14 protein-coding genes are annotated in these 13,577 nt (G+C 39.2%); 6 read left to right on the top strand and 8 right to left on the bottom strand.

Features of this window, described 5'->3' with window-relative positions; translation table 11 throughout:
• Entirely contained in the window at positions 1–723 is a 723-nt protein-coding gene (locus A9500_RS08935; protein ID WP_065244662.1) for a 1-acylglycerol-3-phosphate O-acyltransferase, read from the bottom strand.
• A gap of 87 nt (positions 724–810) precedes the next feature.
• Between A9500_RS08935 and lpxH the strand changes: the two genes are divergently transcribed.
• Complete coding sequence (gene lpxH / locus A9500_RS08930) at positions 811–1,515, top strand: UDP-2,3-diacylglucosamine diphosphatase (protein WP_065244661.1); 705 nt, start codon at positions 811–813, stop codon at positions 1,513–1,515.
• Between the two features lie 64 nt (positions 1,516–1,579).
• Here the strand turns inward: lpxH and glmS are convergent, their stop codons facing one another.
• The 6 genes from glmS to nudC all read right to left on the bottom strand — a co-directional run bounded on the left by glmS (position 1,580) and on the right by nudC (position 7,254).
• Entirely contained in the window at positions 1,580–3,412 is a 1,833-nt protein-coding gene (gene glmS, locus A9500_RS08925) for a glutamine--fructose-6-phosphate transaminase (isomerizing) (protein ID WP_065244660.1), read from the bottom strand.
• A gap of 50 nt (positions 3,413–3,462) precedes the next feature.
• Complete coding sequence (locus A9500_RS08920) at positions 3,463–4,245, bottom strand: DeoR/GlpR family DNA-binding transcription regulator (RefSeq protein WP_065244659.1); 783 nt, start codon at positions 4,243–4,245, stop codon at positions 3,463–3,465.
• Between the two features lie 126 nt (positions 4,246–4,371).
• Positions 4,372–4,644 (bottom strand): HU family DNA-binding protein, encoded by a 273-nt coding sequence (locus A9500_RS08915; protein WP_049374749.1) that lies wholly within the window; start codon positions 4,642–4,644, stop codon positions 4,372–4,374.
• A gap of 138 nt (positions 4,645–4,782) precedes the next feature.
• Positions 4,783–5,373 (bottom strand): YjaG family protein, encoded by a 591-nt coding sequence (locus A9500_RS08910; RefSeq protein ID WP_065244658.1) that lies wholly within the window; start codon positions 5,371–5,373, stop codon positions 4,783–4,785.
• Positions 5,374–5,384: 11 nt separating this feature from the next.
• Positions 5,385–6,449 (bottom strand): uroporphyrinogen decarboxylase, encoded by a 1,065-nt coding sequence (gene hemE / locus A9500_RS08905; protein WP_065244657.1) that lies wholly within the window; start codon positions 6,447–6,449, stop codon positions 5,385–5,387.
• Positions 6,450–6,459: 10 nt separating this feature from the next.
• Positions 6,460–7,254, bottom strand: coding sequence for an NAD(+) diphosphatase (gene nudC / locus A9500_RS08900; protein ID WP_065244656.1), 795 nt, complete (start codon positions 7,252–7,254; stop codon positions 6,460–6,462).
• Between the two features lie 148 nt (positions 7,255–7,402).
• Here nudC and A9500_RS08895 point away from each other — a divergent pair, with 148 nt between their 5' ends.
• Together A9500_RS08895 and A9500_RS08890 are read left to right on the top strand one after the other, a co-directional pair.
• Positions 7,403–7,858 (top strand): DUF3290 family protein, encoded by a 456-nt coding sequence (locus A9500_RS08895; protein ID WP_065244655.1) that lies wholly within the window; start codon positions 7,403–7,405, stop codon positions 7,856–7,858.
• Positions 7,858–8,493 carry a DUF421 domain-containing protein gene (locus tag A9500_RS08890; RefSeq protein WP_065244654.1) on the top strand — a complete coding sequence of 212 codons (636 nt, stop codon included), beginning with the start codon at positions 7,858–7,860 and terminating at the stop codon, positions 8,491–8,493. Before A9500_RS08895 ends, A9500_RS08890 begins: the two co-directional genes overlap by 1 nt.
• A gap of 42 nt (positions 8,494–8,535) precedes the next feature.
• On the opposite strand, the gene A9500_RS08885 is transcribed toward A9500_RS08890, so the two are convergent.
• The gene (locus A9500_RS08885; RefSeq protein ID WP_054419035.1) at positions 8,536–9,750 is read right to left on the bottom strand and encodes an aromatic amino acid transporter; all 1,215 of its coding nucleotides are present in this window, start codon (positions 9,748–9,750) and stop codon (positions 8,536–8,538) included.
• A gap of 176 nt (positions 9,751–9,926) precedes the next feature.
• Between A9500_RS08885 and A9500_RS08880 the strand changes: the two genes are divergently transcribed.
• The 3 genes from A9500_RS08880 (at position 9,927) to A9500_RS08870 (ending at position 13,529) form a co-directional block, all read left to right on the top strand.
• Positions 9,927–10,790: a YicC/YloC family endoribonuclease gene (locus tag A9500_RS08880; protein ID WP_049374753.1), complete on the top strand. Its 864-nt coding sequence runs from the start codon at positions 9,927–9,929 to the stop codon at positions 10,788–10,790.
• 8 nt (positions 10,791–10,798) lie between these two features.
• Positions 10,799–11,638, top strand: a complete 840-nt coding sequence (locus A9500_RS08875; RefSeq protein ID WP_049374754.1) for a folate-binding protein YgfZ — start codon at positions 10,799–10,801, stop codon at positions 11,636–11,638.
• A gap of 289 nt (positions 11,639–11,927) precedes the next feature.
• Positions 11,928–13,529 (top strand): lactate permease LctP family transporter, encoded by a 1,602-nt coding sequence (locus tag A9500_RS08870; protein ID WP_065244653.1) that lies wholly within the window; start codon positions 11,928–11,930, stop codon positions 13,527–13,529.
• Positions 13,530–13,577: the final 48 nt, after the last annotated feature.

Genomic DNA, 13,577 nt, shown 5'->3' with positions numbered 1-13,577 from the left:
TTATTTTCCTTGTGCAATTTCAGCATCGAGTTCAGCGATGCGTTTTTCCATCAAATCGTGGCAGTAAGAAGCGAGTTCGCGTACATTGTCTTTTGTGTAGGATGACACATCAATTGGCTCCATCATTTCACAAATCACTTTACCGTTATCCCAACGATTTAAATCAATTTTGTTATGCGTCGTCGAACACACAACAGGCACGATTGGTACGCCAGCTGCAATCGCTGCATGGAATGCCCCTGTTTTGAATGGCAATAAACCACGACCACGGCTACGTGTACCTTCAGGGAACATCCAAATTGACAGGTTGTCTTTATTGATACGACGAGCAAGTTCAGTCATGGTGCTGTGTGCTTTAGAACGATTTTCACGATCTAGGAAAATATTGCCGGTTACCCAATATAAAATGCCGAAAAAAGGAATCCAAATTAGGCTTTTTTTACCTACACTTACCGTACGAGGTAATACCATATAAGAGATGGTCACCATATCGAAATTATTTTGGTGGTTACCGATATAAATACAACGCGGCATATTCTCTTTATTTTGTGGAAAGCGGTGTTCTACTTCTAAGCCAAATAAAGGGTATAAACGACCAAACCAGCGAGCCATAACGCCCACATTACTTGGATTTTTAAAACGAATAAAGGAATAGATCGTACCGAGCACACAAATTAAAATACAACAAAGTGCAACGATGAGAATTCTGGCGATTTTTAACATAGAAAATACCTAATTAAAATTTTTGGAAAGTATAGCAAATTACACAAAAATGTGTGCTAATCTAATGAAAAAAATGACGGAATAGTTATGAAACCCATTTATTTTATTGCAGATCTTCATTTGAGCGAAACGCATCCAGAATTAACCGCACTTTTTAACGATTTTATGCAAAACAAAGCACAAGAAGCCCAAGCGGTTTATATTTTGGGGGATCTTTTTGATTTTTGGATTGGTGATGATGAAACTTCACCTTTAATCTCACAAGTCAAACAGTTGATTAAAAACCTGACAGAAAAGGACATTGCTTGTTATTTCATTCATGGCAATCGAGATTTTCTCGTCGGGAAAAAATTTGCACAAGACTGTGGTTTAACGTTATTGCCTGACTATCATTGTGTTGATCTTTATGGTGTGAAAACCTTAATTTGTCATGGCGATACCTTATGTATTGATGATGTGAAATATCAGCAATTTCGCCGAAAAGTGCATCAAAATTGGCGACAAAGGCTGTTTTTATGTTTGCCATTAAAAGTGCGGTTAAAAATTGCAGAGAAAATTCGCGCGAAGAGTAAACAAGATAAGCAATATAAGTCGCTGGATATCATGGATGTGAATTTAGCGTTTACGGCACAAACCGTAAAAGAATTTGGCGTTAATCGGTTAATTCACGGTCATACACATCGAGAAGCCATTCATCAGGAAGAAACATACACGCGAATTGTGTTAGGCGATTGGCGAAAGGATTATGCCTCAATTTTGGAAGTGACAGAAAACGGTTATCGGTTTATTTAAACAAAAAGCACAGGATTAAACCTGTGCTTTTTTGTATTAAAACGTGCTGATTTTCAACCGCACTTTATTCTACGGTTACCGATTTTGCTAAGTTACGAGGTTGATCCACGTCGGTTCCTTTAATTAATGCTACATGGTATGACAATAATTGCATAGGAACGGTGTAGAAAATTGGTGCAATAATTTCATTCACTTTTGGCATGGTGATAATTTTCATGCCTTCGCTTGGTGTGAAGCCTGCTTCTTTATCAGCGAACACATAAAGCTGACCACCACGAGCACGTACCTCTTCAATGTTTGATTTCACTTTTTCAAGTAATTCATTATTTGGTGCGACCACGATAACCGGCATGTCTGCATCGATTAAGGCTAATGGACCGTGTTTTAATTCACCTGCCGCATAAGCTTCAGCATGGATATAAGAAATTTCTTTTAATTTCAATGAAGCTTCCATTGCGATAGGGTAGAACTCACCACGACCTAAGAAAAGTGCATGGTTTTTCTCTGCGAAGTCTTCTGCTAATGCTTCGATATCTTTATCAAATGCAAGGGCTTTTTCAACTTCAGCCGGAAGTGATTGTAACGCTTTTACAATTTCCACTTCTTGTTCGTTTGAGATATTGCCTTTTACTTTGCCAATTGCAGTTACTAACATTAATAATGCAGCCAACTGAGTGGTAAATGCTTTGGTTGATGCCACACCGACTTCAACGCCAGCACGAGTCATGAATGCAAGATCCGATTCACGTACTAAAGATGAACTTGATACGTTACAGATTGTTAAGGCAGCCATGTAACCTTTTTCTTTTGCCAAACGAAGTGCGGCAAGAGTATCTGCCGTTTCACCTGATTGAGAGATGGTTACTAACAAGCTATTTGGGCGAGTGACAAATTTGCGATAGCGGAATTCAGACGCGATTTCGACATCACAGCTCACGCCAGCAAGCGCTTCAAACCAGTAACGAGCGGTCATCCCTGCATTATAAGAGGTACCACAAGCCACAATTTGAATGTGTTCAACTTTTTCTAAAATTTCAGCTGCACCATTACCAATAGCATCCACAATCACGTTATTGTGAAGGATACGACCTTCCATGGTGTTGATTAATGCATTTGGTTGCTCATAGATTTCTTTTTGCATGAAATGGCGGAATTTGCCTTTTTCTGCTGCATCATTTTCAAGGTTAGATTCGTGCACTTCACGTTCTACTTTTTGACCATTTGCATCGTAAATATCTACAGTGCGACGTGTAATTTCAGCAATGTCGCCTTCTTCTAAATAGATGAAACGACGAGTCACGCTTAATAACGCGAGTTGGTCAGATGCCAGGAAATTTTCACCAATCCCTAAACCAATTACTAATGGGCTGCCTGAACGCGCTGCAACTAAATGTTCTGGATGTTCGCGATCTAATACCACCATGCCGTATGCACCAGTAAGTTGTTTTACAGTTCTTTGTACGGCTTCAAGCAGAGTAGAGGCTGTACGCATTTCCCATTCAACAAGGTGAGCAATTACTTCGGTATCAGTTTGAGAATTAAACACATAACCACGTGATTTAAGTAATTCACGTAATTCTTCGTGATTTTCGATAATGCCATTATGTACAACAGCAAAGTTACCTGAAGTATGCGGATGAGCATTAGCTTCAGACGGTTCACCATGAGTTGCCCAACGCGTGTGAGCAATCCCTGTACCACCGATTAATGGTTTTACTGCAACGGCTTCATCAAGGGCTTTTACTTTACCCAAGCAGCGTACGCGGTGTAATTCATGGTTTGGATCCACAACAGCAACACCCGCAGAGTCATAACCACGATACTCTAAGCGGTGTAAACCATTAATTAAAATTTCTGCTACATCACGTTGTGCTACCGCACCAACAATACCACACATAGTTTTTCCTTATTTACTAAAATTAAAAGTCTTGTTTTTCTGACCGCACTTTATGCCACATCCACACAAATTACTTCTACTCCTTGCGCCATTATGGCTTCTTTATCGGCTTGAGATAATTTGTTATCTGTAATCAACACATCAATTTGCTGCCAGGTTAATTCCACATTTGGCATTTTTCTGCCAATTTTTTGTGATTCCACCATCACAATCACTTCACGAGACACTTCAGCCATCACTTGGCTTAAGCGAACCAACTCATTAAATGTTGTTGTACCACGTTCTAAATCAATGCCATCGGCACCAATAAATAATTGGTCAAAGTCATAAGAACGTAGCACTTGCTCGGCAATATTACCTTGGAAGGATTCAGAACGCGTGTCCCAAGTGCCTCCCGTCATTAAGAGTGTCGGTTCATTTTCGAGTGAACGTAATGCGGTGGCCACCGAAAGCGAATTCGTCATCACAACCAAGCCTTGTTTACGATTAAGCTGCTTAATCAATGCTGCGGTCGTGTTGCCACTATCTACAATAATGCGATTGTGATCACGAATACGTTCTGCGGCTGCTTTTGCTAAGACTAACTTTCGTTGCGAAAGTTCATCCTCTTGTTCTTCTTCGATGATTTCTTGTGGCATTAAAATGGCACCACCGTATTTACGAAGAAGGAAACCATTACTTTCTAATGCAGTGAGATCTTTTCGAATCGTCACTTCAGAAGTGTCAAATAATTGTACTAGCTGTTCTACACTGACTTCACCTTGTTCTTGCAGCAGTTGCATGATGGCATGTCTGCGCTGTTGGGTATTTCGGTGTTGAATGTTTCGTTTCATTATTTATATCCCATAATAAGTTTCGGTTCGGAATTATATCGGCAAAATGATGATTGTAAAGCTAAAATTTAGGCAACAAAAAACCCTGACAAAGCAGGGTTCAATTAAAATCTGTTTTAAGATCAATTATTTGATTGCGTCTTTTAATGCTTTACCAGATACGAATGCTGGAACTTTAGATGCTGCGATTTTGATTTCTGCACCAGTTTGTGGATTACGGCCAGTACGTGCAGCACGTTGGTTTACTTTGAATGTACCGAAACCGATTAATTGTACAGGTTCACCTTTTTTAAGGCTACCAGTGATAGCTTCTAAAGTTGCTTCTAATGCAGCTTTAGCTTGTTTTTTGTTTAATTCAGCTGCACTTGCAATTGCATCGATTAAATCTGTTTTGTTCATAAATTTGTACCTTCTGTTAAATTAAAATTTGACTCTATTCAAATAAGCGTAGCTTTTAACTGCTACGGCTTGGCAAAGTCTAATCTAACTTAGCGGGAAATAAAAGCTCGATTTGTAAAAATTGTGACAAATCTCACGTTATTGCTCAATTTTTATACCAATATTGGAGATTCCCTCCTGTTTGATCTCGTTACGGAGGGATAAAATCAAGTCAACATCACGTTTTTCACAGTCTTTGAGTAAGCGATAGATTTGCCATTGAAGGTCAAGTTCTTCTTCAATTTCTTCACGGCTTTTTAGTTCGCTCTCAGAAAGATCACGATTTTCTTGTGTCTCTAACAAAGAACAAACCGTACCTAACGAAATTTGGCTGATTTGAATCGCTTTTTCGAGCGTCTCGCCAGCGATAATGGCATGCGATAATTCACCTAACGCTTCACAAGCATCGAGAGCGGGTACCACACCAAAGAAGTCATAATCATTCACATCAGGAATAATCTCTTCGAGCTTCTCTAATTGGTTTTCGAAATTGATTTTCGCCCCTTTAACGGTTAGAAATTCCCACACTAAATTTAAAATGTTGTGATAAGTCTTTTCTGCTTGCTCCTGTTCGGTCATTTGACAAAACAGGGCAAAGTTCGGTGCCATGCGTTCGCATAAGCAAGCCATAAAGGTCAGATGTTGCCAGCTTTCAACATTTTCAAGGCGCTTGTGAATTGGATTTCGCATTTTTTTCTCGCTTATTTATGATAGGCTTTTGAGAATTTATGAATGGCATCCACGAAGATTTTTGGTGCACTTTCTGGCACATCTTGGTGGATTCCATGACCTAAGTTAAATACATGTCCGCTGCCTTGACCAAAATCGGATAAAATTGACCGCACTTCTTGCTCAATACGCTCTGCAGGTGCATATAACACACTTGGATCCATATTGCCTTGTAGCGCCACTTTATGACCCACACGCGCTTTCGCATCAGCCAAATTAACTGTCCAGTCTAATCCTAGCGCATCACAGCCTGTATTAGCCATAGCTTCTAACCATAACCCGCCGCCTTTAGTAAATAAGGTTACCGGTACTTTACGACCATCGTGTTCACGAATTAAACCATCAACGATTTTATGCATATATTGCAGAGAGAAGTCTAAATATTCACGATGACCTAATACACCCCCCCAGGTATCAAACACCATGACTGCTTGTGCGCCAGCTTTGATTTGAGCATTTAAGTATAAAATGACGGAATCCGCCACTTTATCTAATAAAAGATGCAAAGTTTGCGGTTCGGCATACATCATTTTTTTGATTTTATTGAAGGTTTTGCTGCTACCACCTTCAACCATATACGTTGCCAGTGTCCACGGGCTACCAGAGAAACCAATCAGTGGCACTTTGCCTTTTAGTTCGCGACGAATTGTGCGCACAGCATTCATCACATATTGAAGTTCGCCTTCAGGGTCAGGAATCGGTAAATTTTCGACCGCACTTTTGTTTTCAATTGGATTAGCAAATTTCGGGCCTTCACCTGCACCAAAACTTAAGCCTAAGCCCATTGCATCAGGAATAGTCAGAATATCTGAGAACAAAATAGCTGCGTCTAAAGCATAGCGACGAAGTGGCTGTAAGGTAACTTCACAAGCTAAATCTGCATTGCGGCAAAGAGACATAAAATCGCCTGCTTCTGCACGTGTTGCTTTATATTCAGGCAAATAGCGTCCTGCTTGGCGCATCATCCATACGGGGGTCATATCCACTGGTTCACGTAATAAGGCTTTTAAATAACGATCATTTTTTAATTCAGACATGGACTTTCCTTTATTTATTTTGTTCCGCTTTGCAAAGCTCAAGCGTAGCATTAATTAATTTGAGTGCGATAGTACCTGTTGGCGGTAATTCTGGCAAGGGGGCAGCGCTAGAAAACCATTGTGCATCATGCAGTTCTGTTTCTTGCAGTTGAATTTCCCCGCTGTCGTAATCAGCTAAAAAGCCCACCATTTGTGAATTCGGGAATGCCCAAGGTTGGCTACCGAAATAGCGAATATTTTTAATGCGAATACCCGTTTCTTCAAAGACTTCGCGACGAACCGCATTTTCGAAGGTTTCACCCACTTCTACAAAACCGGCTAGCGTGGTGTAAATGCCAGCTTTGCCTGGCGTGTAATGGCGTTTATGGTTGGCTAATAAAATCTCTGTGCCACGACGAACGGCGACAATAATCGAAGGGCAAATAACGGGGTAAGTACGATAGCCGCAACTTGTGCATTGAACCGCAAGCTCATCGTGGGTTTGTTCCGCTTTTTGACCGCACTTTCCGCAGAATTGGTGGGTTTTCAAAAAATGATTGATTTCCACGCCTCGGCTTAATAAATGAAAATCTTCAGTCGGTAATGACAACAAACTCCGTAAGGAAAGGTATTCTCGTTCATCTTGATCATTTTCTGCCACAAGCCATAAAGATTGTGATTTCCATTTCCCGAGCAACATTGCTTTTTGCGTTGTGAGGCCGAGTTCCTTTGCTGTTCCAAAAGGCAGATCATTTTCCTGCCAATAAAGCGTCGATCCTTTGGTGAGCAGCCAATATCCCTGATCTTCGGGCTGAATTGCTTTCATATTTTTCTCTTTTTTATTTCAAAAGTGCGGTCATTATAAAAGGGATTTTTCGGAAAAACGAATTTAATTTCTGTGATAAAAATAGCTAGTCAGTTTTCGTTGTGCTACAGTAGCAACCTGTTTTTCTCTTTAAAATTAGGAATGACAAATGACTTTTTTCTCTTTTGCTTTTTTAGAAAATGCGATGTCTTTTGAAGGTTATTTTAAATATATCACCATTTTTGTCTCGTTAGGTGCATTGCTTGTGGTGACAAGCTTATATTTACGTCATCGGTTACAAACCAAATATCGCGATCTCAGTATTATCTTTCTTTTATTAATTATTTTCTTGCTCGGTGTGCAATATAAGCAATATGAGCGAAATGAAGTCTATGCAGCTGATATCTCTAGCGTGGTGACATTTTTAAATTCGGTGAAAGATAGTCAAAATTTACAGAAAGAAGATATTAGTACCAATAGCCGTACATTAATGAACGGCATGATTTTAAATATTCGGGATCAGTATTTCGAAGTCCATTTTAATAATGATTTCTCAGCGTATACCTTATCCCCAATTAACTTAGTAAACCCTAATGTTACTGTGATTGATAAGGAGGATAAATAATGGATGGCTACACATTATTAGGCTTGAAATTGGCCATGGGTATTATTGGACTGGTACTCCAAATTAACTTAATGGGCAAAGGCAACCTCGCGCCGACCTCCGCGATGGATCAGGTACAAAACTATGTGCTAGGTGGCATTATTGGTGGTGTGATTTATAGCGATAGTATTGGGGTATTCCAGTTCTCTCTCGTGCTCGTGCTTTGGACATTATTGGTTTTTACCCTCCGTTTTATCAAAAATCATAACAAATTAGTTAAATCTTTGATTGATGGTAAACCTGTTTGGGTGATTTCAAACGGCAAGGTAAAAACTGCTGAATGTATGAAAAACAGTATTACTGCTAATGACCTCATGTTTAAGTTACGTGCTGCCGGTATTTATGAAATCAAAACGGTTAAACGTGCGGTATTTGAACAAAATGGACAACTTTCGATTATTCGATACGGTGATGATGATTTACGTTATCCATTAATTATTGATGGACAATTAGATAATGATGTTTTAGAAATTATTGATCGTGATGAAGAATGGGTTAAAGCTGAGTTAGAAAAACAGAACATGACGATTGAGCAAGTGTATATTGGCGAATACTTGAATGGTCAGTTAGTGGCACATGTATATGAAAACAAATAAAAAAGACCGCACCTTAAAAGTGCGGTCTTTTTTTCGCTCATTTTAACCGACAACAAAAGGTAAATAACCTGCTCGGATAGCAAAAGGAATCGAAGTAATAATTACACCGAGTACCAATACAAGTACTAGCAATGCTTTACCGCCCCATACCCGATATGGCAAGTTTGGATGAATTGAGCGTGCTTTCCAAACTAATGCTACCGGTAAAACCACTGCGTAGAACGCGAACATTTGACCAGCATAACCCAGAGCGAGAATAAAACCTTCCGGATAGAAAAGGGAGAAAAGCACTGGGGGAATAAAGGTCATTAAACCTAATGAAATACGCCCTGCATGAATATCAAAAGATTGTTTGAGTAAGTCTTCGATACATTCTAATAAACCTAATGCCACCCCTAAGAATGAAGTGACCAATGCTAAAGTGGAGAAGGTTTTTACCGCATTCGCAATAATTGGGCTTTGGGTGATTTCTAAGGTTGCTTTCACCAAGCCATTTAACGTGGCGTCTTCACGTAAAATTTGTAAAAACTCATTTTGGCTGAGTAAGCCGTGCGTAGAAAGCTGCCATAAAAAGTAAGCAAATAACGTGATGCCAGAACCCACTAAAATCGCAATGCGTAAGGATTTCACATTACCGTTTAAGTATTTATTTAAACTTGGAATGGAACCATGGAAACCAAATGCCGTGAAAAATACAGGGCTTGCAGAAATAATTAAAGCGTTATCAATTGGCATCGCCATTAAGTTATCAAATTTGATGTTCGGTAGCATTAATGCGAGCACTAAGATAAAAGCAGCAATCATCACAAAGAATAATACGCGATTAATCTTATCCACGCTGTGGGTGCCGATGACAATAAAACTACCGAAGAAAATGGTGAATACAAGCACCGCGATTTTATTCATGGTGTCTTTATCGCCCATGGCTGGGAGTAAATCCATTAATAAGGAACCGCCACCACTCACATAAGCAGCAATCAAGGCATATAAAAAGACAATTAAAACAGCGGTGGAAATAATTCGCCCTGCTTTACCAAAATATTGTGCAGCAAGTGTGCCGATCCCCGCATCGCTGTCGGCAGTTTGATACAGTTCCACGAATAAAAGTGCGGTGAAAGTAAGCACTGCCCACAAACCAAGTAATAAGAAAACAGTCGCAGTTAAGCCAATTCCTGCAGAGGTGAGTGGCATTGCCAACATCCCCGCCCCAATCATGGTTCCTGCAACAAGTAAGGTACTTCCCACTGTCTTGTTCATTTTATCTTCCTTAGATTGTAATAATAAATTTACGATGATTGTATTTTAATCTTTACAGTGTGTAAAGTAGGAGAAACAAAATTCTTCTACAAAATGTACGGTAGAAATGACCGCACTTTCCCGATAAAATAGCCGGCAAATCAATTAAGACAAGAGACAATAGTAGGAGAGCGCTTATGATTTATAGTATGACAGCCTTTGCACGCCTTGAAATCAAGAAGGATTGGGGCGATGCAGTTTGGGAAATTCGTTCGGTTAACCAACGTTATTTGGAAAACTTTTTCCGCTTGCCAGAGCAATTTCGCGGTTTGGAAAATGCTTTGCGTGAGAAACTTCGTCAAAATCTCACTCGCGGTAAAATTGAATGTTCGTTACGTATTGATAGCAAAAAACAAGCGACGGCTGAGCTCAATTTAAATAAAGAATTAGCGAATCAAGTTATTCAATCTTTACAATGGATTAAGTCGCAAACTGGCGAGGGCGAAATCAATTTAACGGATGTATTGCGTTATCCCGGTGTGGTGGAAGCGACTGAGCAAGATTTAGATGCCATCAGTCAAGATTTGTTGACAGCTTTTGATGAGTTGTTGGTGGAATTTATTGCAATGCGTGGACGTGAAGGCGAAAAATTGCAAGCCATTATTCAACAACGTCTTGATGGTATTACGGTAGAAGCTGAAAAAGTGCGGTCACAAATGCCGGCGGTTTTACAATGGCAGCGTGAGCGTTTATTACAACGTTTTGAAGAAGCGAAGATTCAACTAGATCCACAACGTGTCGAACAAGAAATGATTTTATTGGCGCAACGTGTGGATGTGGCGGAAGAATTAGATCGTCTGCAAATGCACGTGAAAGAAACCAATAATATCTTGAAAAAAGGTGGGGCAGTGGGACGTAAACTGGATTTTATGATGCAAGAGCTGAATCGTGAATCTAACACTTTAGCATCAAAATCCATTAATGCCGATATTACCGCTTCTGCCGTGGAATTAAAAGTATTAATCGAACAAATGCGTGAGCAAATTCAAAACCTTGAATAGGAAAAATCATGGCAACATTTATTTCATTAAACCACTATGATTTGGTGGAAGTGGCGGGCGTGGATGCGGAGAAATATCTGCAAGGCCAATTAACTTGTGATGTGGTGCATTTAGCAGCTGGCGCTTCAACGCTTACAGCGCATTGCGATCCTAAAGGAAAAATGAATTCGTTATTCCGCTTAATTAAGCTTTCAGCAGAGCAGTTTTTGATTTTAATGCCGAAAGCTTTATTAGCTCCACTCGATCATTTAAAAAAATATGCGGTGTTTTCAAAAGTGACCTTTCAAGTATTGGATTGGCAAATTGTCGGCTTGATTGGTGAAAAGTGCGGTCGAATTCACGCGCAGATTCAATTAGATATTGATGAAAACCGTGCAATTTTGATCAATCCTACACCGTTAGATGCCACTTTTAATGGTGATGAAAAACAATGGCTTTGTGCGGATATTCAAGCGGGCTTACCAAGCTTGAGTGCGGAAACACAAAATGAATTTATCCCGCAGGCATTAAATCTACAAGCGATTGAACAAGCGATTTCTTTTACTAAAGGCTGTTATATCGGACAAGAAACTGTCGCACGAGCCAAATATCGTGGCGCCAATAAACGTGCAATGTATGTGCTTTCTGGGGAAACCACGGTTACACCGAAAATCGGTAGCGAAATAGAAATGCAGTTAGAAACAGCTTGGCGTAAAACCGGTACGATCGTAAGTGCGGTCAATTTTGACGGCGTTTTATGGTTACACGTGGTGATGAATAATGATTTAGAAGAGGAGGTTCATTTCCGTTTACCAGAAGATGAAACTGTTCTGAAAATTGAATCTCTTCCTTATTCCATAAACAACTAAAGATATTGTCTTTTAATCTATTTTAAACTTAAAAATCCTTGGCGAAGTCAATCTTTGCAAGGATTTTTTTATTATGCCTTTTGTAATGAAAATTTATTTTCTAGCACAATTTCTGTATTTTTATCAGATTTTTTGAATGGTTAAAAAAATGTTACAAGGATAAAAGGAAAATGTTAAAAATTTATGAGATCTTTGTCACATTTTCAATAAATTTCACTTAATAGGGTATAGGTTTTTTCTTTAAAACCCATAGAATACGCGCAATTTTAGTTATGCAAGAGGAGCAAGTATGACCCTATCTTTTATTCTTAGTGTTTTTCCGATCATTTTATTGATTTATTTAATGGTAAAGCGTAATGCATTACCTTCTTATGTTGCATTACCTTGGATTGCAACTTTAGTAATGGGAGTTCACCTTCTTCATTTTAATACCGACATAGTGACGATTAGTGCGAATGTGACCGCAGCTATCGTAGCTGTTCAAACGCCAATTACTGTTATTTTTGGCGCAATTCTCTTTAACAAATTTTCAGAAGTATCTGGCGCAACCGATACGATGCGTAAATGGTTAGGAAATATTAACCCAAACCCAGTTGCACAATTAATGATTATCGGTTGGGCATTTGCTTTTATGATTGAGGGGGCAAGTGGCTTTGGTACACCAGCAGCGATTGCCGCTCCAATTTTAATGGGGTTAGGTTTTAATCCATTAAAAGTCGCAATGTTAGCTTTAGTGATGAATTCGGTTCCGGTTTCTTTTGGGGCGGTAGGTACACCAACTTGGTTCGGTTTTGGTCCGTTAAAATTAGATTCAAAATCGATTCTTGAAATTGGTTCGATGACAGCGTTTATCCACTCCATTGCCGCATTAGTGATTCCATTGATGGCATTACGCATCATGGTGACCTGGAAAGAAATCCGTCAAAATATTGTTTTCATTTATATCAGCGTATTCTCTTGCGTGATTCCTTACTTCTTAATTGCACAATTTAACTATGAGTTCCCATCATTAGTTGGTGGCGCAATTGGTCTCTTTATTTCTGTGTTTGTGGCAAATAAAGGTATTGGTTTAGCGAAAGTAGAAAATAATTTGGATAATAATGCCGTAAGTGCTAGCCAAGTTGCTAAAGCATTACTCCCTACTGGTTTATTAATTTTATTCTTAATCGTTACACGTATTCCAGAATTAGGCTTAAAAGGCTTAATGAATAATAAAGATGTGTGGTTCTCCACAGCGTTAGGTTCATTAGGTACATTTGAAGTCAGCAAAGGTTTAATTTTTAGTTTGAAAAATATCTTCGGTTCAGAAGTGAGTGAAAGCTATAAACTACTTTATGTGCCTGCGTTAATTCCATTTGTAATTACCGTATTAATTTCATTACCACTTTTTGGCGTGAACTTCAGCAGAACAAAAGGCATTTTTAGTGCAAGCTTAAGCCAAGTAAAAAATCCATTTATTGCCTTAATGGGTGCCTTAGTGATGGTAAACTTGATGTTAGTGGGTGGCGAGCATTCTATGGTGAAAATCATAGGTCGTACCTTTGCAGAAGTTACCGGTAGTGACTGGACAATCTTCTCATCCTTCTTAGGTGCGGTAGGCGCATTCTTCTCAGGTTCAAATACGGTATCTAACTTAACATTCGGTAGTGTACAATTATCAACAGCAGAAACTACAGGTTTATCTGTGACTTTAATTCTGGCGTTACAATCAGTCGGTGGTGCGATGGGTAATATGGTATGTATTAATAATATCGTAGCAGTTTCTTCCGTGTTGAATATTCAAAACAAAGAAGGAACAATCATTAAGACTACGATTGTACCAATGGTCGTTTACGGTATCATTGCAGCCCTTTGCGCAAGTTTCTTAATTCCGCTATTCTATGCGCTCTAAAATAGAGGCAAAAAACAACCGCACTTTGTCAGCGGTTGCTTAACTTTT

The sequence above is a fragment of the Haemophilus sp. CCUG 60358 genome (assembly GCF_001679485.1).
In the GTDB taxonomy this organism is placed as follows: domain Bacteria; phylum Pseudomonadota; class Gammaproteobacteria; order Enterobacterales; family Pasteurellaceae; genus Haemophilus_D.
The sequence above is the reverse complement of the archived record's forward strand: the minus strand, read 5'-3'. Positions and strand labels throughout refer to the sequence as shown.

Coding starts and splice junctions, on each gene's coding strand:
- glmS (WP_065244660.1), bottom strand. CDS start 3,412: ATGTGTGGTATTGTTGGTGCGGTAGCACAACGTGATGTAGCAGAAATT.
- A9500_RS08920 (WP_065244659.1), bottom strand. CDS start 4,245: ATGAAACGAAACATTCAACACCGAAATACCCAACAGCGCAGACATGCC.
- A9500_RS08880 (WP_049374753.1), top strand. CDS start 9,927: ATGATTTATAGTATGACAGCCTTTGCACGCCTTGAAATCAAGAAGGAT.
- A9500_RS08885 (WP_054419035.1), bottom strand. CDS start 9,750: ATGAACAAGACAGTGGGAAGTACCTTACTTGTTGCAGGAACCATGATT.
- A9500_RS08935 (WP_065244662.1), bottom strand. CDS start 723: ATGTTAAAAATCGCCAGAATTCTCATCGTTGCACTTTGTTGTATTTTA.
- lpxH (WP_065244661.1), top strand. CDS start 811: ATGAAACCCATTTATTTTATTGCAGATCTTCATTTGAGCGAAACGCAT.
- A9500_RS08910 (WP_065244658.1), bottom strand. CDS start 5,373: ATGCGAAATCCAATTCACAAGCGCCTTGAAAATGTTGAAAGCTGGCAA.
- A9500_RS08895 (WP_065244655.1), top strand. CDS start 7,403: ATGACTTTTTTCTCTTTTGCTTTTTTAGAAAATGCGATGTCTTTTGAA.
- A9500_RS08890 (WP_065244654.1), top strand. CDS start 7,858: ATGGATGGCTACACATTATTAGGCTTGAAATTGGCCATGGGTATTATT.
- A9500_RS08870 (WP_065244653.1), top strand. CDS start 11,928: ATGACCCTATCTTTTATTCTTAGTGTTTTTCCGATCATTTTATTGATT.
- A9500_RS08915 (WP_049374749.1), bottom strand. CDS start 4,644: ATGAACAAAACAGATTTAATCGATGCAATTGCAAGTGCAGCTGAATTA.
- nudC (WP_065244656.1), bottom strand. CDS start 7,254: ATGAAAGCAATTCAGCCCGAAGATCAGGGATATTGGCTGCTCACCAAA.
- A9500_RS08875 (WP_049374754.1), top strand. CDS start 10,799: ATGGCAACATTTATTTCATTAAACCACTATGATTTGGTGGAAGTGGCG.
- hemE (WP_065244657.1), bottom strand. CDS start 6,449: ATGTCTGAATTAAAAAATGATCGTTATTTAAAAGCCTTATTACGTGAA.